This window comes from Streptomyces sp. NPDC047981 (assembly GCF_040653315.1).
Taxonomy (GTDB): domain Bacteria; phylum Actinomycetota; class Actinomycetes; order Streptomycetales; family Streptomycetaceae; genus Streptomyces.
This window is the reverse complement of record NZ_JBEZNQ010000104.1, coordinates 1-21,862: the sequence shown is the minus strand read 5'-3', so window position 1 is coordinate 21,862 and position 21,862 is coordinate 1. Positions and strand designations below refer to the sequence as shown.

General features: G+C 67.3%; 18 protein-coding genes and 1 pseudogene. 9 read left to right on the top strand and 10 right to left on the bottom strand.

All coding sequences use genetic code 11. From position 1 onward, the window contains the following. The 6 genes and pseudogenes from AB0E14_RS35680 to AB0E14_RS35655 all read right to left on the bottom strand — a co-directional run. Window positions 1–460: transposase family protein (locus AB0E14_RS35680; RefSeq protein ID WP_362428276.1), on the bottom strand; the 460-nt coding region annotated here is incomplete at its 3' end. A 142-nt stretch (window positions 461–602) separates the two neighbouring features. Continuing rightward, window positions 603–1,352, bottom strand: coding sequence for a transposase family protein (locus AB0E14_RS35675; protein WP_362428273.1), 750 nt, complete (start codon window positions 1,350–1,352; stop codon window positions 603–605). Between the two features lie 612 nt (window positions 1,353–1,964). Next, a complete protein-coding gene (locus AB0E14_RS35670; RefSeq protein ID WP_362428270.1) occupies window positions 1,965–2,714 on the bottom strand; it encodes a transposase family protein in 750 nt (249 codons plus the stop codon). Window positions 2,715–2,770: 56 nt separating this feature from the next. Next, window positions 2,771–2,857 (bottom strand): annotated as a pseudogene (locus AB0E14_RS35665) (transposase family protein); the annotation flags it as partial. Window positions 2,858–3,146: 289 nt separating this feature from the next. Continuing rightward, window positions 3,147–3,977 carry a hypothetical protein gene (locus tag AB0E14_RS35660; RefSeq protein ID WP_362428267.1) on the bottom strand — a complete coding sequence of 277 codons (831 nt, stop codon included), beginning with the start codon at window positions 3,975–3,977 and terminating at the stop codon, window positions 3,147–3,149. Between the two features lie 555 nt (window positions 3,978–4,532). Then, the gene (locus tag AB0E14_RS35655) at window positions 4,533–4,712 is read right to left on the bottom strand and encodes a hypothetical protein (protein WP_362428264.1); all 180 of its coding nucleotides are present in this window, start codon (window positions 4,710–4,712) and stop codon (window positions 4,533–4,535) included. A gap of 459 nt (window positions 4,713–5,171) precedes the next feature. Here AB0E14_RS35655 and AB0E14_RS35650 point away from each other — a divergent pair, with 459 nt between their 5' ends. The 6 genes from AB0E14_RS35650 (at window position 5,172) to AB0E14_RS35625 (ending at window position 12,097) form a co-directional block, all read left to right on the top strand. Next, window positions 5,172–6,185 carry a glycosyltransferase family 2 protein gene (locus tag AB0E14_RS35650; RefSeq protein WP_362428261.1) on the top strand — a complete coding sequence of 338 codons (1,014 nt, stop codon included), beginning with the start codon at window positions 5,172–5,174 and terminating at the stop codon, window positions 6,183–6,185. A gap of 13 nt (window positions 6,186–6,198) precedes the next feature. After that, a complete protein-coding gene (locus AB0E14_RS35645; RefSeq protein ID WP_362428258.1) occupies window positions 6,199–6,657 on the top strand; it encodes an NUDIX hydrolase in 459 nt (152 codons plus the stop codon). A gap of 328 nt (window positions 6,658–6,985) precedes the next feature. Further along, on the top strand, window positions 6,986–8,044 hold the full coding sequence (locus AB0E14_RS35640; protein WP_362428255.1) for a PP2C family protein-serine/threonine phosphatase: 1,059 nt from the start codon (window positions 6,986–6,988) through the stop codon (window positions 8,042–8,044). 169 nt (window positions 8,045–8,213) lie between these two features. Continuing rightward, the gene (locus AB0E14_RS35635; RefSeq protein WP_362428252.1) at window positions 8,214–8,480 is read left to right on the top strand and encodes a WhiB family transcriptional regulator; all 267 of its coding nucleotides are present in this window, start codon (window positions 8,214–8,216) and stop codon (window positions 8,478–8,480) included. Window positions 8,481–8,518: 38 nt separating this feature from the next. Next, window positions 8,519–8,806 carry a hypothetical protein gene (locus AB0E14_RS35630; protein ID WP_362428249.1) on the top strand — a complete coding sequence of 96 codons (288 nt, stop codon included), beginning with the start codon at window positions 8,519–8,521 and terminating at the stop codon, window positions 8,804–8,806. 630 nt (window positions 8,807–9,436) lie between these two features. Next, the gene (locus tag AB0E14_RS35625; RefSeq protein WP_362428246.1) at window positions 9,437–12,097 is read left to right on the top strand and encodes a putative Ig domain-containing protein; all 2,661 of its coding nucleotides are present in this window, start codon (window positions 9,437–9,439) and stop codon (window positions 12,095–12,097) included. Between the two features lie 176 nt (window positions 12,098–12,273). Here the strand turns inward: AB0E14_RS35625 and AB0E14_RS35620 are convergent, their stop codons facing one another. Then, entirely contained in the window at window positions 12,274–12,897 is a 624-nt protein-coding gene (locus AB0E14_RS35620) for a PadR family transcriptional regulator (protein ID WP_362428243.1), read from the bottom strand. Window positions 12,898–12,981: 84 nt separating this feature from the next. Between AB0E14_RS35620 and AB0E14_RS35615 the strand changes: the two genes are divergently transcribed. Continuing rightward, entirely contained in the window at window positions 12,982–14,373 is a 1,392-nt protein-coding gene (locus AB0E14_RS35615; RefSeq protein WP_362428240.1) for a carotenoid oxygenase family protein, read from the top strand. Between the two features lie 39 nt (window positions 14,374–14,412). Here the strand turns inward: AB0E14_RS35615 and AB0E14_RS35610 are convergent, their stop codons facing one another. The 3 genes from AB0E14_RS35610 to AB0E14_RS35600 form a co-directional block, all read right to left on the bottom strand. Next, on the bottom strand, window positions 14,413–17,193 hold the full coding sequence (locus AB0E14_RS35610) for an AAA family ATPase (RefSeq protein WP_362428237.1): 2,781 nt from the start codon (window positions 17,191–17,193) through the stop codon (window positions 14,413–14,415). Between the two features lie 264 nt (window positions 17,194–17,457). Then, window positions 17,458–17,643 carry a hypothetical protein gene (locus AB0E14_RS35605; RefSeq protein ID WP_362428235.1) on the bottom strand — a complete coding sequence of 62 codons (186 nt, stop codon included), beginning with the start codon at window positions 17,641–17,643 and terminating at the stop codon, window positions 17,458–17,460. Between the two features lie 464 nt (window positions 17,644–18,107). Beyond that, the gene (locus tag AB0E14_RS35600) at window positions 18,108–19,100 is read right to left on the bottom strand and encodes a hypothetical protein (protein WP_362428232.1); all 993 of its coding nucleotides are present in this window, start codon (window positions 19,098–19,100) and stop codon (window positions 18,108–18,110) included. Between the two features lie 498 nt (window positions 19,101–19,598). Here AB0E14_RS35600 and AB0E14_RS35595 point away from each other — a divergent pair, with 498 nt between their 5' ends. Then, window positions 19,599–19,739 carry a hypothetical protein gene (locus AB0E14_RS35595; RefSeq protein WP_362428229.1) on the top strand — a complete coding sequence of 47 codons (141 nt, stop codon included), beginning with the start codon at window positions 19,599–19,601 and terminating at the stop codon, window positions 19,737–19,739. A gap of 572 nt (window positions 19,740–20,311) precedes the next feature. Further along, a complete protein-coding gene (locus AB0E14_RS35590) occupies window positions 20,312–21,394 on the top strand; it encodes a GDSL-type esterase/lipase family protein (RefSeq protein ID WP_362428226.1) in 1,083 nt (360 codons plus the stop codon). The last annotated feature ends 468 nt before the right edge of the window (window positions 21,395–21,862 follow it).

The following is a 21,862-nucleotide window of genomic DNA, read 5'->3' as shown; positions in this document are numbered from 1 at the left end:
GGGCCGCGGTCAGGTCGTGGGTGCGGCCAGGCAGCGCAGGCGAAATCCACAGCAGGTTGCCCGCGGGATCGGCCACGACCTGCACGTTCACACCGTGACGGCGGTGCTTCTGGGAAAAGTCGGCCCGGCTGTCGCCGACACGGTCACACTCGGCGAGCGTCCCGTCGAGCAGGACGTAATCCGGATCGGCCTCGCGCAGGACCCGCAGGAGGCCCGGCGCCCGGCCGGACAGGTGCTGGACGACGGCCTGGACGTAAGCGTGGGCGGTGCCGACGGATATGCCGAAGCCGGCGGCGATCTGCGTGAGCGTGTCGTGCCGGCGCAGGTAGACCAGGCCGACGAGGGCGCGCTGGTGGGGCGGGAGCTTGCAGCGGCGGTCACCCTCACGGGTGACGATGAGCATGGATACCCACTCGACCAGGGCGTGCGGCAGGTCGAGTGCGGCAGGATAGGGAACCAACAGGGCTCCTGTGCCGATGGGTTGAGACTTCGAACACCTCCCTCAACGGCGCGGGAGCCCTGTGCGTTGCGGTCCTCATACTGACCCGGACCGGGTCACTCGATCAGTGGCCACTCTGAAAGAGCTCACTCACTGAGCATTTTCAGCGTTGACGCTCCAGGGTGAGGATGGGTGCGGCGATGGTGGTCATGCGGTTGGGGCTGCAGCGGGTTTTGCGGAGGATTCGCCAGGTTTTCAGCCTTGCGATGCTTCGTTCGACCGGTGCTCGTGCCGCCGACAGGGCCCGGTTGATGGTTCGCTGGGTCGTGGTGAGGTCCCGGCCGGGGAGCCGTCTGATCGGTGTGGTCACCCAGGAGCCGGCGCCGATGTAGGCGCGGTCGGCGAGGACGGGGACGCCTTGGCGTTCGCAGATTTGGATGATGTGGTGGGTGCGGGCAGCGGTCAGGTCGTGGGTGCGGCCGGGCAGCGCGGGTGAGATCCACAGCAGCTTGCCCGCGGGATCGGCCACGACCTGCATGTTCACGCCGTGACGGCGGTGCTTCTGGGAAAAGTCGGCCCGGCTGTCGCCGACACGGTCACACTCGGCGAGCGTCCCGTCGAGCAGGACGTAATCCGGATCGGCCTCGCGCAGGACCCGCAGGAGGCCCGGCGCCCGGCCGGACAGGTGCTGGACGACGGCCTGGACGTAAGCGTGGGCGGTGCCGACGGATATGCCGAAGCCGGCGGCGATCTGCGTGAGCGTGTCGTGCCGGCGCAGGTAGACCAGGCCGACGAGGGCGCGCTGGTGGGGCGGGAGCTTGCAGCGGTGGTCACCCTCACGGGTGACGATGAGCATGGATACCCACTCGACCAGAGCATGAGGCAGGTCGAGTGCGGCAGGATGGGGAACCAACAGGGCTCCTGGGCCGGTGGGTTGAGACTTCGAACACCTCCCCCAACGGCACGGGAGCCCTGTGCGTTGCGGTCCTCATACTGACCCGGACCGGGTCACTCGATCAGTGGCCACTCTGAAAGAGCTCACTGAACCCTTTTCATCCTGAGTGTTCGCAGGTCAGGAGGGTGTGAACACTCAGGATGAAAAGGGTTCACTAGGGATCTTCAGAGTGGTCACCGATCGGGTGACGGCCTGATCCACGGAGGCCGAGCGCGACCGCAGATCAGAGACGGATCAACTCCACAGAGCCGTTCACCCTCTGGAGTGGCCGCTGAAGAGGCTCACTGAGCCTCTTTCATCCTGGATTCGGCGCGGTCTCTCAAGCGCTTCTGACCTGCGGCGATGCTCTTGATCTTCACTCTCGGAACCCGAGGGTGAAAGAGGTTCAGTAAGACCTCGTTAGGCGAGCGGTGCATCCCGCAGCTGTGACGGAAAGGCGGTCATGACGGAGAACGCTGAGTCCGGCTACTGGGGCGTGACCAGCGGGATCACCGCCCCGGGCGGCGCCCATTTCCTGGTCGCTGTCGAGCGGGCGCTTTGAGGTTGATCCCCGGGAGTGGACACCGGGTTTCATACCGCCCCGGCCGAAAGCCCGCCGCCTTGTCGCTCCTCCGGCGGGCTCTTCTTGGCCAACCTCCTGGGGGCGGCCTTACGAGCTCGTGCACGGTAAGCGGTGAGGTGTCGGGGATCCCGGCGAGGCTTGGTGTTCACATCTGCCGTGGGCATCAGGTCTGCGGTCTGCTGGTGGGAGAGCAGGCCGGCGACGGCTTGGACCATGTCGCTCATGTGCTCGCAGCGGCCGAGGTGGCGGGCGAGGGCCCGCCAGTTCTTGAGGTGGGCGATGCCGTGCCCAACGCGGATCCGCCTGGAGGAATGTGCCTTGCGCTGCCGCTCGTGCATTTCCTCGTACCAGTCCGGGGCGTTCTTTTTGAACTTGCGGTGCGGTGGCGTCACCACGCGTCCGCCGGTCTGGGCGCCGAGACCCTGGTAGCCGGCGTCGGCGAGGATCTCCACCGCTGGGCCATCTGCCAGGAGCCTGACCAGCCCCAACTGGCGGGCATGGGTGATGTCCGCGCAGCTGCCGGGACTGGCCGGGCTGCAGAACAGCACCCGACCGTTCCGGTCGGTGAGAACCATGGTCTTGACGGCGTTCTGCTTGTTCTTCCCGGAGATGAACGTGTCCCGGTCCTTGCGTCCGGCGGCCGGACGGCGGACCCGGATCTCGGTGCCGTCGACGATGCCGGTCTGCCCACTGGCGCCGAGGTGGTCGATGTGACTTCGGCCAGTGTCCGCAGCCGGACGCCGGGGCTGATCGTGCACCCCCGCTCGGCGAGCAACGGTCGCACCTCGCCGATGGCCCGAGCGATGGTGGAACGGTCCACATCGAACCAGCAGGCCAGCACGTCATGGGTGACTCCGTGACGGAGACGGATGAGCGTGGCCAGGAGCCGGTCGATGAACACCAGCCGGTGCTTCGCTCCGGCTCCGACGGCCCGCTTCCGCGGCCGGGAGGCCTAGTGGCGCTCATGCCATAACGGTCCGAGATCCGCGATGAGTTCAGCGATCACATCGGGCGACAGGCCCGTGATCCGGCGGTTGCTGATGATCACCGCACGAGTCACGGTCCCCACCACCCGACCATGATCGACCATCCGGGCTCGACGCCTCACCGCTCACCGTGCACGAGCTCGTTAGACGATTCGCGGGAGGATTTGCTGCGACTGTTCCCCATCGGCGGCGCTCCACTACGTGTCAGCTGGAGGCGGGGAATTCCATCAGGAAGGAGATCTTCTTCTTCGTGATTTCACGGAAGAGGGTGATCAACTCGTTTCGTACTCGTTCGTTCAGTGCGTTGATGACGATCTCGATCGCGCCCCTGCTCGTGACATTGCCGTTGACGACGCGCGTCATGACGTCGCCGCGCTGGACGACCATGACCTGTCCTTGGTACTTCTGGACCAGCGGGACGCGGGAGTCTGCGGCTTGGGCTCGCGCCCGCTGGAACGCGGTGTTCCCGATCGCGAGCACGAGAATATTGTGGTAGTCGAAGACGTGGAACTCGATGGGAGTGTTGCGTGGGGTTTTCTTCAGCTTCCTGGTGTTTAGCACCTGGAGCTCGGCTCGCAGCTCCTCGCCGACGCCGACCGGTGCTGCTTCAGGCAGCCTTTTGTTCTTCGGCGCCTTGCCGCAGAGGCAATTGAATCCCCCGTGAACACCACAGGGGTTGACTGCCGCCGGAATGAACACATCGATAATGAAGTCGCGCGCCGCCCGGATCGCATTGTTAACCAAATCCTCATTAGTGCGGTCTGACAGCATCTGTATGATGTCGCCCACCAGAGATATTCCCTGGTTGTTCCGCACCATTAGATCATGGAGTAGATTACGTTCCTCCTCGTTCCAGCCGAGCACTCCACTCGATGGGTCTGCCATGGTCCAGACCATCAAGGCCACTTCTTCGACTGTCGGGGGCTTGTCCAGAAGAGGGAGGGACGGGTCGGAGAATCCCGAGACCATGGCCACGAGCTCGGCCTGGCAGGCTTCGGAGTATTGCGTGATCTCAGAGTTCTGATTGTTCGTCATGACCTTCTCCGTATCAGGGGTAACTATCGGCGGCGACGGCTGCAACCTTCTCAAAGCGCATCCGATGCCCCAGGGCCGCAGCGCTCGTGCGGGCCCACGCTCGCTCCTGCGGTAGGCTCCGGTGACTCTTCCGCCTGGGTGCGCCGAGCGTCTTCCCGGTGCGTTGCGGCGTGAGCGTGGCGGTGTCATCGGGGGAGAGCGGGGTGTTCTGATCCGTTCACCGTCTTCTCCGTTCCGGAATCCTGCGCATCGCTCGCGCTATCGGGGACCGATCCTGAACTGAAAGGCCAGAATTCTCCGCATCGCGCAGTGCATGCATGAGGGCAATACCTGTGCCCGGAATGCTAGGCCTGTCGGCTGCCCCAAAGCGCACGTCGTCAGTGCTTCAGTCGGAAGGCCCCTCATTTGCCGCCCGGGAGCCGACCTGTGACGGATCATGATCGAGAGCCTCTTCATCGACCCGTCCTGCAGACACCTTGACGGAATCTGCCGCACGTCGAAACGAGTACGGCGCCGACGTTCGGGACGAACTGCTCCGCGTCCGGAAACGGCAACTCATCCATGGCGCTCACTCATGGCACGGATGATGTCCGTGACTCCGCCGAGGCGGAGCATCTCCAGATGCGTCCGGATGTCGCTGACCACCCACAGGAGTTGCTGCTGCGTCTCGGCGAGCGCGAGGGTGGCGTGGACCTGAGCGAGGCCTGTCAGCGCGGAGGCGGTCTTGGTGTCCATTGCGCGCAACGCGTCACCGGCCGCGCGGGCGCACGCTTCCGCCGACACGGTGTGCCCTTCACTGTCGGTGACTTCATAGGGCAGGACCATGGCACCCAACTTCTCTTCTCGGCGGCGTAGCACGACCCGCGGAACTCGTTTCAGTCGCACAGGTGGGCTGGCGAATTGACCGCGCCCAGTGCAGCCGTTCCGGCTTCGTTCTGAAAGAGACGCTGGGGCAGAGAAGCGGGCAGGACCAGCCGGTCGTCAGTGAGTCTTCACCGGACCCGTCGGCACGTCCCATGCGCCCTAATTGACGTACCAGTGCTGGACGAGACTTCACAGAGTGCGTTCCCGATCGGCCTCCTTCTCTTACACCGATCGCTGCCCTTCCGGCCGGTCGGGAGATCGCTGCATCGATAGAATCGGAACTGAAATTCCGTCAGCGCCGTTGCCGATTAACTCATTTCGAAGGATCGCATGCCCACCCAGCCCCCCGTCTCCGTGATCATGCCGGTCCTCAACGAGGAGCGGCACCTGCGCAACTCGGTCCGTCACATCCTCGAGCAGGAGTACGACGGCGAGATGGAGGTGGTGATCGCGCTCGGCCCGTCCACGGACCGTACCGACGAGATCGCCGCCGAACTCGTACGTGAGGACCCCCGCGTCCACACCGTGCCCAACCCCACCGGCCGCACGCCCGCCGCCCTCAACGCGGCGATCAAGGCCTCCCGTCACCCGATCGTGGTGCGGGTCGACGGCCACGGCATGCTGTCACCCAACTACATCGCGACCGCCGTCCGGCTCCTGGAGGAGACCGGCGCGCAGAACGTCGGCGGCATCATGCACGCCGAGGGCGAGAACGACTGGGAGCACGCGGTCGCCGCCGCGATGACCTCGAAGATCGGCGTCGGCAACGCGGCCTTCCACACCGGCGGCCAGGCGGGCCCGGCCGAGACCGTGTACCTGGGTGTGTTCCGGCGTGAGGCGCTCGAGCAGCAGGACGGCTACAACATCGAGTTCATCCGCGCCCAGGACTGGGAGCTGAACTTCCGTATCCGCGAGGCGGGCGGCCTCATCTGGTTCTCGCCCGAGCTGCGCGTCCAGTACCGCCCGCGGCCGAGCGTCCGCGCGCTCGCCAAGCAGTACAAGGACTACGGCCGTTGGCGCCACGTCGTGGCCCGCTACCACCAGGGCTCGATCAACCTCCGCTACCTCGCCCCGCCGACCGCCGTCTGCGCGATCGCCGCCGGTGTGGTCGTCGGCGCGGTGCTCACCCCGCTCGGCTTCCTGATCCCGGCCGGCTACCTGGCCGCGATCACCGCGGGCTCGGTCCCGGCGGGCAAGGGCCTCCCGCTGAAGGCCCGCCTGCAGATCCCGGTCGCCCTCGCGACGATGCACATGTCCTGGGGCTACGGCTTCCTGACGAGCCCGCGCGCGCTCGCGAGGAAGGTCATCGCCAGCCGCTATCCCCGCCTGACCCCGAGCGCCTGAAGGAGCGCAGCACATGACTCCGCCCCAACCTCGCCAGTTGCCCTTGATCGGAGTTGCCGCCGTGATCACCAACGACGCCGGCGAGTACCTTCTCCACCTCCGCGACAACATCCCAGGTATCGCGAACCCTGGTACTTGGAGCCTCATCGGGGGTCATATCGATGAAGGCGAACAACCCGAGCAGGCGATGGAGCGCGAGCTGCTCGAGGAGGCGGGGATCGAGGACTGCAGAATGGACGCCTACCTGCGAATACGCAACCAATCCGCAGAGGGCGTCTCCACCGGGCTGATCCAGACCTTCACCGGACGATGGGAAGGGAGTGCCAAGAACCTGCCCGTTACCGAGGGCATCATGTTCCACTTCTTCCCCCCGGCCATGCTGCCGCGCCTGGTGGTGTGTCCCTGGGCCGACAGCCTGCTCCACGAGCATGCGCAGAACACTTCGCACGGAAAGCTGCGTAAAGCCTCATAACTGGATACTAGGGACATTCCCTGGGTGCTCGGTGGTGCCGCCGGAGCATGCTGAAGAGCAGCGGCTGAACGCAGTCCGTACAAGGGTCGGCCCATGACCCCTGTGCCCGCCGCTGCGTGCATGCCGGTTCCGGCGCGCCGTCCGAACGGGCGAGCCGACCGTGCGTGCCGGCGAGACACGGCCCGACCGAAGGCACCCCATGACTTCGAGCCCTTCCCTGCTGCCACGCCCCACTCCGCTCCGTGAAGCGCCGCGGGGAGCCGCCTACGCCCTTCGGGACCGGCGGCTCCCCGGGCCTCGTGCCGAGTGGCGTTCGCTGCTCCTCGTCGTGCCTCTGGTCCTGATCGGGGTGATCGCGGCGGTGGACGTGCTCACACCGCCCGACCTCCGTCTGACACCGCTCCTCGTGGTGGCACCCGCGGTGACCGCCTCGTTCGCCGGAGCCCGGGTCACGGCCGGCATGAGCCTCCTGGCCGTGGCGACCGAAGTGGCAACGGATCTCGCGGAGCATCCGCCCCAGCTCAACCAGGTCACGGCGACCGGGGCGCTGATCGCCGTGTCCGTGTGCGTGGTCGCGTTCGCTCACCTGCGCGTGCAGTACGGCCGCCGTTGCCGTCGCGCCCAGAATCTCGCGCTCGTCGCACAGAACGCGGTCCTCAGGCCACTTCCCGAGCGCACGGGTCCGATCGAGATCGCCTCCCTCTACATGGCCGCCGAGGCCGACGCGGTCATCGGAGGAGACTTCTACGCCGCCGTCGAGACCGGAAGTGGTACGCGCCTGCTGATCGGAGACGTGCGAGGCAAGGGCCTGGGCGCCGTCAGCGAGGCAGCCATCGTGATGGGCGCCTTCCGCGCCACCGCGCATCTCACCCCCACCCTGGACGATCTGATGTCAGGGCTGGACGACGCGCTCACCTCCGTCAACCAGTCCACCGGCACCGACACCGGCCAGGCCGGAGAGGACTTCGCCACCGCGCTGCTCCTGGACGTGTCCCACCGCGCGGGATGGATCGAATCGGCCTCCTGCGGTCACCCAGCGCCCTTCCTGATCCGTGACGGGCGCGCACACCAGGTCTCGCTTCCCGAAGCGGCGCCGCCCCTCGGACTGGGCATCGCCTCCCCTTACGTACGGTCTGGAACGTTCTCCTTGCAGCCCGGCGACATCGTGCTGCTCTGCACGGACGGCCTTCTCGAAGCGCGTGACCGCACCGGACGCTTCTACCCCCTCGCCGACCGCATCCGCGCATGGCCCGGCGGAGGGCCCCAGGCGCTCCTCGAGTACCTGCGTACCGACCTTCTCCGCTACACCGAACGCGAAGCCCTCAATGACGACGCCGCCCTCGTGGCCTTCCGTCTCATCCCCCGGCCCGCGGTACGGGAGCGCTGAGGACGGAGAACGCGGCGAGGTCCCGTCACCTCGCCGTCGCGCCATGTAAGAGCAGTCCGCATCACATGCCCGAAAGGGAAGCCAGCCCGGCCCGGCGGCAGGTACGACAAGGACTGTGCCTTCACCACTTTTCTGGGAGAAAAGCGAAAGTGGCTACTCGAGGAGTGCGATGAACCCGCGATCCGACTGGATGCAGGACTCGTTGTGCAGTGCTGCCCCGGACCTCTTCTTTCCCGTCGGCACCGGTGCGCGGACCAACCGGCAAGCCGCGGCGGCGAAGGCCCTCTGCCGGAGGTGCCCTGTCATCGAGCCATGCCGCGCCTGGGCACTGTCGACCGGTCCGCTCCACGGCATATGGGGCGGCATGACGCGAGCCGACCGGCGCCAACTCCGACTGGAGCAGGAGCAGCAGGAGAGCGAGCCGCGGGCCGCCTGACGGTCGAGTACACGGACAGGAACACACGCCCACCGGCAATGGAGTTCGCCTTGCATGTTCCCATCGGCTACGACTACGTCCGCTCGGTTGTCATCCGGCTCTTCGCCGGCGCCGGCCTCCAGGAAGGCGAAGCCTTCCCCGAGCTCTCGGTGATCGCGGCATCCGCGCTCGACCCGGAGACCACCTGGGCGGCGGCCCGGCTCGCGGAATGTCCCCCGTCCAGCCGCGCTGAGATCGAGACCATGCTCGCCTCGAAGGCCGATGTGATGGAGATCGTCGCACGAGTGGCCGACGTGCTGATGTCCGATGCCGAAAAGATGGACTGAGCCTCGCTCAGACGGGCGCCGGGTCCTGCGGACGTTCCGACCCGGCGTCCATGGTGTGGATTCCGGCGCTCCTCGTGCCGTGGTCCCAGCCGTCAGGGCAGCCGCGAGGCGGCCCCTCGGGCATGCCGCCTGCACGGCTCGCTGCCCTTTGGCTTTCCCTCATGGCGCGTGGCGATGCCCCGCCGAATGTCCCCCAGGACGGGACTATTCTTCGCCCACCTGAATTTCTGGGACCCGCTGTCTCTTTCGCGTAAGCGTTGCGTGATGCCTCCGTGCACCGGGCCGGTCGACTTCCGCCGCTGTGCCGCGGGTATTTCACGCGCCCGAGAGAGACAGGTGAATCCAAGATTGCGCACCAAATCCAGGCACGGAAGAACGGCCGGCAGGTTTCGCCCCGCGACCGTCTCCGCCATCGTGCTGGCGGTCGCCGCGGGCCTCCTGAGTCCGGTCGCGACGGCCGGACCCGAACCTCAGGAAATTCCAGCCGAAGTCGTCGTCGACAACACCGACCCGGGGTTCTCCACGACGGGCACCTGGGCGACGTCGACGGGGCTCCCCAGGTTCCACGGCCGTGACTACGTGTACGCGGAAGCCGGAGCCGGATCCGCTACAGCCCGATGGACACCGAGGGTGCCGCGGTCCGGGACCTTCGGCGTCTACTACTGGCTGCCCGACGGCAACGCGTCCCGGGTCACCGACGCCCGGTTCACCGTCCACCACGAGGACGGCTCGTCCGCGTACCGCGTCGACCAGAGATCCGCCCAGGGCGGTCGGTGGATCCTTCTGGGCAACCACACCTTCGCCCAAGGCGGCACCGCGTACGTGGAAGTCGCCGCCAGCGCGAGCGGCACGGTCAACGCGGACGCCGTGAAGCTGGGCGCTCCCGGCCAGGAGACCATCGAGACCCAGGTGGCGAGAGCGGTGGCTGCGGGCGACAAGCAGGTGACCATCCAGCCCGGTGTGTACCGCCGTTCGTCGACGCTCAGCCTGGGCTCCCTGAGTGGCTTCACGGTCCGAGCACACGGTGTCACCATCATCCAGACCCGTCTGATGACCGCCCTGTCGACCGGCAAGGCCAGCAACCTGACCATCGAGGGCCTCACGATCAACTACGACCCACTGCCCTTCACCCAGGGCCGGGTCATCGAGGTGGCCCCGGACGGTTCGAGCTGGATGGACGTCGAGATCTCCAAGGGCTACCCCCGCCCCGGCAAGCTGAATGACCGCGTCACCATCTTCGATCCGAGCACCCGTCTTCCCTCCAGCCAGACGCTGGGGGCCAAGGTCTCCTGGAAGGACGCTGCGGCGGGCATCGCACGTTCGAGCAACGCCTGGAGCGCCGACATCGGAGACATCGTGACCTTCGCCGGCGGGGCAACCGCGGGCGCCAGCTTCGGCATCACCGTCGACGGAGCCAACACGACCTTCAGGGACGTCCGCCTTCACGCGGCTCCCGGCATGGGCTTCTTCAACGCCAGCGGCGACGGCAACACCCACCTCGACGGCTTCCACATCGTGCCGGGCCCTCCTCCGCCCGGAGCCACCGAGCAGCCCATCCTCACCTCCACCTGGGACGCCATGCAGTTCCAATCGGTGAAGAAGGGGCCGACGATCGAGAACTCCACCGTCGTCAACGCCGGCGACGACTCCATGAGCATCCAGGGGATCGGCGGCCTCAAGATCGTGAAGGCCCAGGACAGCACGATCTGGGTCGAGTTCAGCGACACGTACCACATGGCGCGGACGGGCGATCGCATTCAGCAATGGGCCGACGGACCGGTGGCGACCGTGAAGTCCCTCGTACAGGAGACCGACCCGGCCGTCAGATCGCTGGGATCCAACCCGGCGAACGTCTACCGACTCGACCTCGACCGGACCTCGCCCTGGTCGGCGAGTTCGACCGTGACCGACATCGACCGCATGGGCAACGGGTTCGTGTTCCGGAACAACCGGATCGACAGCTCCGGCCGTGGGCTCCTGCTCAAGGCGCGAGACGGCGTCATCGAGAACAACTGGATGCGGGGCAGCAACTCGATCTCCGTCTCCACAGAGGCGTGGTCGGGCTCCCACATGAACGCGGGCGGCGACCTGGTCATCAAGGGAAACACTTTCGTCAGTGCCACGTGGTCCGGCGGCGGACCCTGGGACTCCTGCCAGGTGGGGGCCGTCTCCTTCGAGGGCGGATCCCCCCGCAAGCTCTACCCCAAGATCACCATCGAGGGGAACGTCTTCAAGGACATCCGCGGCCTCAACCTGCAACTTTCGCAGGTCTCGGACGCGACGGTCCGGAACAACCGCTTCGAAGGCTCCCAGCAGCTGTCCTACTCGGCCACGAGCAACCGGTGCTCCATTCCGAGGACGTCCGTCGTTCATGTGAGGGAGTCCGAGCGGGTGGTCTTCGAAGGCAACACCATCGACCGGATCGGGCCCTACATGGTGAGAACAGCAACGGTCGACACCAAGACGACCACGGGAATCACCGGTCTTCCTGACGGTGTGAAGGTCGGCAACACGTATCTGAGTGTCAACCCGGACAGCGTCTACTCCGCCGCCAACCGCGGCACTTCCGAGGCACTCAGCGCCATGCAGGGCTCGGCCACGGAAGCTCCGGCGAAGCCGGCGCCTCCGGCCCCCACGACGGCCCAGGGATGGACGTTCGTGCCGACGGGGAGCGGCTCGGTCCGGATCAAGAGCGGACTCACCGGCCTCGTGCTCGCAGCAGGCCCCGGAACATCAGTGAGCCAGCGGCCCCAGTCCGACGACCCGGCGCAGCTCTGGCAGTTGCTGGACAGCTCGAAGGAGACGGTCAAGATCCTGAACACCGCGACGGGAAGCATGCTGGGCGCGACCGCGGCCTCGGCCACCACACCGCCTCGACTGACGCTGGCCCAGCCCTCCGGCACGCTGGCGCAGAACTGGCGGATCACCGACGTCTCGCTCCGCTGGACGGCGGACAGTCCGCCTCCCTCCGCGGCCCGCGGCAGGTCGTACAGCCACACCTTCGCCGCGGTCGGGACGCCTCCCGCCCGGTACACCGTCACCTCTGGCAGTCTCCCCGCGGGCCTCACCCTTGACCCCGCGACGGGAGTCCTGCGGGGGATTCCGACCAAGGCCGGCACGTACACCTTCGTGGTCACCGCCGACAACGGATACGTGGCCAAGGCGAGTGGCACGCGTACGGTGCGGGTCGGGGACCCATGGGCCCCCACGTTCCTGGACGACTGGCTCAAGCCGGGAGCCCCACTGCGGGAACTGATCGAACAACAGCGAAGGAACGTGCGCTGCCGATGAGAGCTCGGCGCGCCCGTAGGAGGCGGGTGCGTCTGTGAGGGAGGTGACAACGCCTGGACCGGATCGAGCCGTCTGTCGGCGTCCGATCCGGTCCCACCGGTTTTATGGGCGTCATACGCAGCCAGGCGCGTCCTGCCCGAACCTCTTCCGCTCACTCGGGATCAGGTGAGCCGGCTTCAGGTCCGGTCGCGCCCGTCTCCATGATCGCCGCGCTGCTCCGGGTCCCAGCCCTGCGCCGAGCGTCGCAGGTCTGCGGGAGACTGCTCGATCTCGCGCCAGAACTGGATGACCATCCGCTCGAATCTGAGTCCGAGCTCCAGTACGGCTCGCTGGGGTGTCCCAGGGCGCATGGCGCTCGTGGCCGCGACGTACCCTTCCAGCCGGGCAGCATGAGCAGCGTGTTGCTCGCGGGCCAGCCGGCTGACGGTGGCTAGTTCCTCGGTCTCCCCTTGCTGCTCGGTGACCTCGGATCCGGAAGGCTGGAAGTACAGGCGCAGGAGCCCCTCGTCGCGGATCTCCGAAAGAGCCTGCGTGGGCGTGGCCAGCCAGAGCCTCAGCTCGTCCTTCCCTTGCTCCGTGATCGCGAGGATCCGCCTCCGCCGTCCGCCTTGCTCCCGTCGCTCCACGATCAGCCCGCGTCGGACGAGGCGGCTCGCCTCCCAGTACAGCTGAGAGCGCGGAAATCCCCAGAAGTTGCCGAGGCCCTTCTCGATCATGCGTCGCAGCTGGTAAGGGGTCGCGTCTCCCTGTTCGTCGAGCAGGCCGAGCACGACGAACGCGCTGATGGGCAGGGGGGGCATGGCTGTCTCCGGTCTGCATGGTCTCAATCTCAACATTCCACCTTGAACATGCAGATTGTATGTTGACCGGGGAGAGGAGAGGTCATGTTCAGCGCATCCGAAGGAAACTTCTATTTGAGCGGCAACTTTGCTCCTGTTGAACAGGAGATAAGTGCTGCTCAACTGCCCGTAACCGGTTCTCTGCCACGAGATCTGAATGGCCGCTATATTCGTATCGGGCCCAACCCGCGGGGCGATGTCGACCCTGCGACCTACCACTGGTTCACCGGACCTGGAATGGTGCACGGAATCCGGCTCCGTGACGGCAGAGCCGAGTGGTACCGGAGTCGGTTCGTGGAGGGCTCCGACGGCGTTCTCAACACCGAGAAGCACGCCGCTCCGAACACCAACGTCATCGCACATGGCGGCCGAATTCTCACGCTTATCGAATCGGGCACCCCTCCGGCCGAGCTCGACCCGGAGTTCGCCGGGACGACCGTCCTGGCCGAGGACGAGGCGTTCGGCTCGGGGTTCACCGCCCACCCCAAGCTGGATCCTGCGACGGGCGAACTGCACGCCGTCACCTTCAGCATCACCCAGGGGACGGCCCGCTATGTGGTCCTCGACCCAGAGGGCAGGACCAAGCACACGACCGACATCGATGTCGACGACAACCCCATGCTCCACGACATGGCCCTGACGGAGACCCGCGCCATCGTCCTCGACCTCCCGGTCACCCTCGCCGCCGCCATCCGCTGCATGGAGGCCGGTGAGCCGGTGTCGACCCTGCCCATGATCTGGGACGAACAGCACCCCGCCCGGGTCGGTGTCCTGCCGATCGGCGGCACCAGTGACCAGATCAACTGGGTCGAGGTGCCGCGCTGTTACGTCTTCCACATCCTCAACGCCTTCGACAATCCCGACGGCTCCTTCACGCTGGACGTCGTCCGCTACGACGAGCTCTTCCTGCGCGACATGCTGGGCCCGGGAGGCAGCGTCCCCACCCTCGTGCGCTGGACGGTGAACCCGGCCACGGGCAAGACCAGCGAGGACGTCATCTGCGACTACAGCGTCGAGTTCCCGCGCATCGACGGGAGGCTGACGGGCCGGCCCCACCGCTACGGCTGGTTCGCCGGTTACGGGGCCGGCGGTATCGAGATCACCGACGACGTCGAACGAGCCCACACCCGCGACGGATTCGAGACCGGCCCCCTCGTCAAGGTCGACACCGTGCTGGGCGTGACCCAGCTCCACGACTACGGGCCGGGGCGGGTCACCATGGAGCCCGCCTTCGTCCCCCGCTCGGATTCGACGAGTGAACAGGACGACGGCTGGATCCTGTCAGTCGTCCACGACGGAAACGTCAACAGGGCCGAGCTGGTCGTCCTGGACGCCGCCGACATCACGGCCGCCCCGGTCGCTCGCGTGCATCTGCCCGCGCGCATCCCCTTCGGCTTCCACGGCAACTGGATCGACGACCGGGAACTGGGCCTGTGACCTGAGCCCCGCTGTGTGAAGGGGTTCACACAGCGGGGCTCAGCCGCTGGGCTCTCTGGAATTCACGAGATCACGAAGCCGACGGCGACCGGACAGCTGAAGCTTCGCGTAGACGTTTCCCAGGTGGTATTCGACGGTCTTCGGGCTGAGGAACAGTTCGGAAGCGATTTCGTTGTTGGTGAGACCTCGGCCGATGAGCCGAGATATCTCTCGCTCTCTCAACGTCATGCTCTCGTATTCGGTATCCATGGAGCCCGCCGACGGCGAGGCGTCCAAAGCCCCGGATGCTTCCAAGGGTTCAAAATTCTTCAGATACGGTTTCGCTCCCAGCGCGACGAAACGGGCCTTGGCCCTCTGTAGGAACTCTGCCGCTTCCGACCGCCGGCCTTCGGCAGAAAGGAGGCGGCCGTAGGAGTATTCGAGAAGTCCCCGGTGCACAGGGACGTTCTCCGGAACGTTCGCCTGGATTCCGTCCCGGTAGTGCCTCAACGCCTCGGCGGTGTCCCCTGTCCGTTCGGCCAGAAGTCCGCGGAACCGTGCCTCGCACAGGACAAGGTAGGGGACGTCGAGGCTTCCCACCTCGTCGAGAGCCACTGCGGCCTCCCTGTACCTGGCTGTCGCGACCAGGGCTTCGCACAGCAGGGGAAGCCACCATGACCTGTACAGGTTCGGCCACCCCGCCAGGTCGTCGAGATCCAGGAGCGGCCGCAGGCACTCGTACATGGCGGCAGGGTCGTTCTGAGCCTGTGCGAGGGTTCCCCTGGCGATCGCCGTGTAGACGAGGTACTGGTCGGGGCCATAGATGCGTACCGCGTCGTCCAGGTCCTGGATACGCTTCTCCGCCCGAGGCCAGTCGCCGCGAGCGGAGGCGATGACAGCCCCTGCGGTGTGGGCGAGCGCGTACGACCACACCTTCTCCTGCGTGAACGCTATGGACGAGGTCTGATCGGCATGGACCGCCGCTTCGTCCCACGCACCCTCCAGGAAGAGGGAGAGAGCCAGTGAGAAGTGCGCCACGTCGTCGATGCTCGGTACCGAACTGTGCCGTGTCAGGGCCAGTGATCTCCTCGCCTCCGTGATGCCGGTACGGAGGTCGCCGGCGAGCACTCTGTACAGACCGCGCCAGGCGAGCGGCAGGGCGTCCATGGGCGGGGTGTTCTCCACCCGCTCGGGAAGACCGAACTCGTTCAGCCGCTCCACCGCGGCCTGCGGACCGTGCAGGAAGGCCGCACCGCCGCTCGAGGCGGCGCAGGCGAGGTGCTTCGACTGCGGATCCAGGCCGGGAACGGCCAGGAGGCGCTCGGCCGAATCGATCGCCTGCCGAGGCGATCCGGTGAAGTGACTCAGGGCCGCGGTCGAGACCAGAGCGAGCCTTCCGACTGCCGAGTCGTCCGGTTGGGCGTCGAGGGCCGACATCATCAGCTCTCTCGCCCCGGAGAGATCGCCTTCGAACATGGCCGTCCAGCCCATCACCAGATTGCGCAGGGGACTTGGACGACAACGCTCCACACGCGATCTCAGGGCGGAGTAGCGAGTGAACTGCAGGTTGAAGTGGAGGCGTACGGCCGCATTGAGGAGAAGCCGCTCGCTCTCGTCTCTGTCAGCCGTCAGATCGCACGCCCATTGCAGCAAGGTCGCGGCGCGGCCGAGATCACCCTCTGCCACCAGGTTCGAGGCCGCGGATTCCAGGGCCGCCGCCAGGCGGGGATTCTCGTTTCCCTCGGAGGCGGCCACCAGATGCCGCCAGGCGCTGTACTCGTCCACGGCCTCGGCCGCGGCGGTGTGCAGCGCGCAGCGGCGCGGGGACGGTGTGAGCCGGAGGATCACCTCCCGCTGGAGCGCGTTGCGTATCTCCATGGACGTGATGGGGCCGGCGATGGTCCGACCCGCCAGACCCTCCCTGAGGAGCGGTTCAAGGGCGGACAGGCCGTCACGGACATCCGCCACTCTTGCCACGGTGGCCACCGGCAGACGGCTGTCGAGGACCGCACAGGCCTCCACCAGACGGCGGGCGTCATCGGGCAGGGAAGCGAGCTGAAGACCTATTGCCTCGGTGAGCGAAGGCGGTATGTCCAGCCCCTCAGGACAGGTGACGTTCCCGAGCGGCATGTGGTTCAAGAGGGTCTGGAGGTAGAGCGGGTGGCCTGCGGTGAGATCCTGGAGGCGGTCGACGAGCCTCGGTGTGATCGTGTCCGAGCCGGTCTGACAGGCCAGCTGCTCGGTTTCCTTCCGGGTGAGCCCCGGCAGCAGGTGATGTCTGCCACCGCGGTCGCGGACCAGTTTGGCGATCTGCTCGACCGGTACGAAGCTGTCGGCGTCCGGAGGGTGTCTCGTGAGCACCAGGGTCAGAACCGAATCCGCCTCCAGGCGCCGTAGGAGAAAACCGAGGGCCTGCAGGGACGTGCGGTCCGTCCATTGGGCGTCGTCCACGACCAGGACGACCGGGCCCTCGGACTGGAGCTCGCCGACGAGACCGAGGAGTTGTGATCCCACCTGGACAGGAGTCAGGGTCGAGGGCACGGTGGCGGTCAGCGCGCTGAAGCGTCTCCTCGTCGCGCCGGAGACCCGGCTGACGAGCTGATCGATCACGTGGTACGCGAAGTCGACCTGAGACTCTTCGCAGGACGCCCGGAGCACGGTGAAATCGTCGAAGACCTCGTGGGCGAGCACATGCCGCACAAGGGACGACTTTCCGATGCCGGCTTCGCCCTCGATCCACACGATGCCCGGGCGCCTCTCGCGGGCGAGACGCGCCGCCTCCACGATGGACCGCAGCTCCGCCTCGCGGCCGACGAAGACGACTTCCTCGGACGCTGTCATGACGTGGTTCCTCGCCGCTCGACCTCGCCACCTGTAGACGATCTTACTCCCGTCCGCTTCGGCGTGCGACAGGCCGGACCTGCGAAGACGCTCGGGGCGGAGACTGGGGCCGGCGGGCGGCAGAGGCCGGCAGCCGCACACCGGCTTGGGGTCGGTGTGACCAGCGGGTGCGGTCGTGCACCGCCATATCTCGGCCCTCCGGCGAGCGGTCATCCGGGAGGGGTACGGCACCGGCAGATTCCGATGGCTCTGCGGAACCTCCGGTTACGCGGAAGGGATCCTCTGGTCCAGTTCCATGGCGAGTTGGCCGGCGGCGTCTCCCCGGGACGACAGGTCGAGCATCTCCAGCCGACGCAGATGTCCCACCGCCTCGCGAGCCTCGGCCGCGGTGAGCAGGGGAAGACGGGGTTCGGTCGGGTGGTCGCCGGTCATCGGCTCAACGATTGCCATGTATCCCTCAACGCCCGGCAGTGCGCAAGGATGCGTCCGAACCGTTCTCGCGCTTCCGCTCCCGTCGCGTGGCCTGCGGACCTCGGCTCCGTTGCCCGAAGGTCTGCCCGAACGGGCGGGTGGCGAGGTGTTCATCGTGTCTAACGTGACACCACGGGCTCTGCGGGTCTCCAGTGGCAGGACCTGCGGACGGCCCGCGGCCCCGCGCCGCCCTGGGGAGAGTTCGGCGACTGACAGGGGCACGTGGGGGGAGTCCACGCGACCGGCTCCCCCCACATCCCAACTCGGAGGACGGCCGCCGGGCGAGGCGCGAACCGCCCCCGTGAAGCCCCCCCGAGCGTGGCCGGAAGGCCGAAGGGGAGAGGCCACGGCCGCTGCCTGCGAGACCGTTGAGGGCGGCGAGCAGCCAAGAGGAGCGAGGGGCGGTGAGCCGTTCGCCATAGAGGGACGAGGGCGGCTGGTCGTCATGGCGCGTGGCGTCCGCGCACGTCCTCGTGGGCGGGCACAAGATCGGGCAGCTGGTCGTTGTCGAGTCCGCTCAGCCCAGCCCGCTCCAGGATGGCCGACCTCTGGGCGTGGATGTACGGCACGAGACCGACCGGCCTGACGCTCAGGCCCAGCCTCCACGTCAGCCCCTCTACCCCGTACTGGATGCGGTGTCGCTTGTATCCATAGGCGCGCGCGAGCCCGGACAGAGAACCGTCGCGCGGATGACGGAGGATCGCCCCGATGAGCTGCCTGTCCAGGGTGGTGAGCGCTTCGGTCTCCGCCACAGGGAGGTCGGGCAGCTGAGCGGTGTCGAGTCCGCTCAGGCCGGCCTGTTCGAGGATGACGGATGTGTTGGCGTGGACGTAGGGAATCAGTCGCGCGGGTCTCGCATGGACCCCGAGCCGCCGCCCGAGTTCCCTGAGCCCGTACTCGATGCGCTGCCGCTTCTGTCCGTACGCCGCTGCCAGCTCGCTGATCCCCATGTCCTGCCGCTGCCGCAGGATCGCTCCGATGAGCTGCTTGTCGGCGGGAGCCAGAAATCGAGGTGGGCCTTCCGCGACCCGGAGCGTCTCGAGCGGGCGGCCGCACAACTCCTGGGCGAGCCGCTCCTTGTGTTCCTTGATGTACGTGAGCACCTGCGTGGGCGTGCCGCGTTCGAGTCCGAGCCGGGGCCGGATCTTGACGAGCAGCACCGCGGCCTGTGTGCCGATCACCACGGTGAGGTCGACGAGAGTGATCCGCTCGGTCGCGTCCCGCACAGCGGCCAGCAGCTGCTCGTCGCGCTTCCTGCCCTTCGCCGTGGGAGCGGGCCGGGCGGTGCGGAGCGGCTCGGTCGACGCGCGTCGCCGCGACGAGGGCTCCGACGCGATCCCGATCCCGGCGACCCCGGCGATCTCCGAGAGGGCGGAGGGGACGACGCAGTCGTCGCCCCGGTGGAGGAGGAATCCGAAAGCCGTCACGACGACCACGCGTCCGCCACCGTCCCCAGTGGATCGATCCGGCCCGGTATCAGAGGGCATGCCCGATCGTGACAGTCTCCACGAGCTGAGCGGTGCGCGTGGGGACGACGCCCGATGCCCCGCGCTCTGACACGACTGTTTCCCATGCGATCCCTGTTCGGTGAGAGCCAGCTTCCCATCCTGGAGGCCGTATTGACACGAACCGGGGGCCGTTCGGTCAGGCGGAAGGGCACGCGAGGAGGCCGAAAGGGCAAGGCTCGGCCCAGCGCGCAGAGCGGTCGGGGCGCGCTGCCGCCGCCCGCAGGCAAGGACCGGCACATCAGGGGCCTTCCCCGACCGGAAGGCGTGAATTCCAGTCATATTCGGTCGTGGCGATGGCCGGTTCGTCGTCTGCCCAGAATGATCGCCGGGCTCTACTCTCGGTGCGCCACAGCCGCGCGGCGGCCGTGGCGCCGGCCTCCCACGAGGGGCAGCCGGCCTGTTCACCCACTACCCCTGGGGGAAACCGTGTCTGCTGTGCGCAAGGTGCTGACTGTCGTGGCGATGGGCGCGCTCCTCTCTCTCGGCCTCGGTGGCACCAGCTACGCCACCAACCAGTGCGAGTGGTGGTTCGAAGGAGCTCCGGCTTTCTACTGCCAGCAGTTCTAGCCTTGTTCCGTCCTTGTTCCGTCCTTGTTCCGTCCTTGATGGCCCGCCGGTCGATACGGCGGGCCATCAAGCTGTCACCTGGTACAGGTGATGTGCCCGAGACCGGAGCGTGCTCCGGTGCGGTGCTGTTCGACGGGGTGCTGTTCGGCGGGGTGCGTGACGCTGTGGAGACGCCGGTGGTCGCCCCTACGCGAAGCCGATGCATTCAGCTGCCCCTCTGGGCCTACCGAAGGGCATTTCGGCTGCCCGGTCGGCGTCCCTCGCGCACCGGACCGTGCGCCAGGCGACTTGCGATGATCGCCCGGCGGCCGGGGTGCTGCCGTACGTCTTCCCAGAGCGGAGACCGGCAGCTGTCGCCACCTCACTGCGCTCAGGGCCCACGGAGTCGTGCCCCGGGGCGCGGACGGGTCTTCGAAACCCACCGCTCCCCGGCTCCCACTTCAACGGAAAGTTGCACGTACCTGATGGGAATCAATCAGCTCCTCGTCCGCACGCGCGCGGCCGGGTCGGCGTCGGCCGCCGCTTCCGAAGGGGCGCGGGCCACCACGTGGGCGAGACGTAGGGGCCCTGGCGTGATCGCCGCCGCGATGGCGGTCGTACTGAGCGTCCCCGGTATGGCGGTCGCCGTGGGCCCGGGCGTCCAGGAGACGACGTACTACCTCTCCCTGGGCGATTCGCTGGCGACCGGATACCAGCCGGACGGCAAGGAGGAACCGGACGTCGCTTACACGGACCGGCTCTTCGAGAAGCTCAAGCAGCGTGAGCCCGGACTCCAGCACCTTCGGCTGGGGTGCACCGGCGAGACGACCGAGTCGCTGGTCAACGGCGGGAAGTGTGACTACCCCGATGCCGGCTCCCAGCTGGACGCCGCGGTGAAGGCGATGGCCGAGCATCGGGGCAAGGTCAACTATGTGACGATCAACATCGGTGCCAACGACATCAACAAGTGCGTCGAAGCGACCGGTGAGCTGGACGGACCCTGCCTGAGCACGACCGTCGAGTCCATGGCGGAGAATCTCGCCCGAATCACCGGCGCGCTGCGGCAGGCGGGGACCGAGAGCACCCAGTACACGGGGGCGACGTACTACAACCCGTTCCTGGCGTCGTGGCTCCTCGGCGACGAGGGGCAGCAGGTCGCCAAGGACTCGGCCGGCCTGATCGGGACTGGGAACGAAATGATCTCCCAGGCCTACGACGCGGCGGGGTTCAACGTGGCAGACGTCGCGGGAGCCTTCTCCTCCGCAGACTTCAGCCACCTCGTCGACGTGCCCGGCTCCGGCAAGATTCCTGTGAACGTCGCCAAGATCTGCCAGCTGACGTGGCAGTGCACCGCGGATGATCCGCACCCCAACGCGGAAGGGCATCAGGTGATCGCGGATGCCTTCGCGGCAGCCCTGCCCGCGAGCAGCACGCCAAAGCCTCCGACGGACGACGCCAGCCCCGAGCCGAGTACGTCCCCCACGCCCTGCGAGCCGACCGAATCGCCCGAGCCGGGCCAGGACACCGCGACGGAGGACCGCACGAAGGAGGACCTCGCTGACACCGGCGCGTCGGGCAACACTCTGCTCTTCGCCGGCCTCGCCCTGGTCGCCATCACCGCGGGCACCGCCACGGTCGTGATCGTGCGCAAGCGCTCCGGCACCCGGAAGGCCTGAATCGCGGTCGGGCCAGGCGACCCGGGGGCTCCGCCTCAGCCATGAGCGGGGTGCTCGCACAGATCGTGGGCACCCCGCAATCACCTACTCGAACCGCTCCCTGCGCATGGAGCGGTCGTGGTGCGTTCCGCCCGGGGCTCGCGGTCCGCTCCACCGCCGCCTCGTTGCGGTTACCGAGAGGCGACGACCTGCGTTGCCCTTACGGACTCTTGACGGACGCACGCATGGCGGACAGCCTTCCTGTCACTCACAGGAGTTCCATCAATCGGCTCCTGGAAACCCCATTGATGCACGGCTGATCCGGTGTGCGGATCGAATCAACCGGTCACGTGGGTTCTCGGGGTACGAAACGCACCCGAGCTTCACCTGACAGGGAGGCACCAGCCTTGTTTCCTTCGATGCGACGCCCCGTGATCGGCGCCTGCGCCGCGCTGACCGCTTTCGCGGTCGGCTTCGCGACACCCCCCG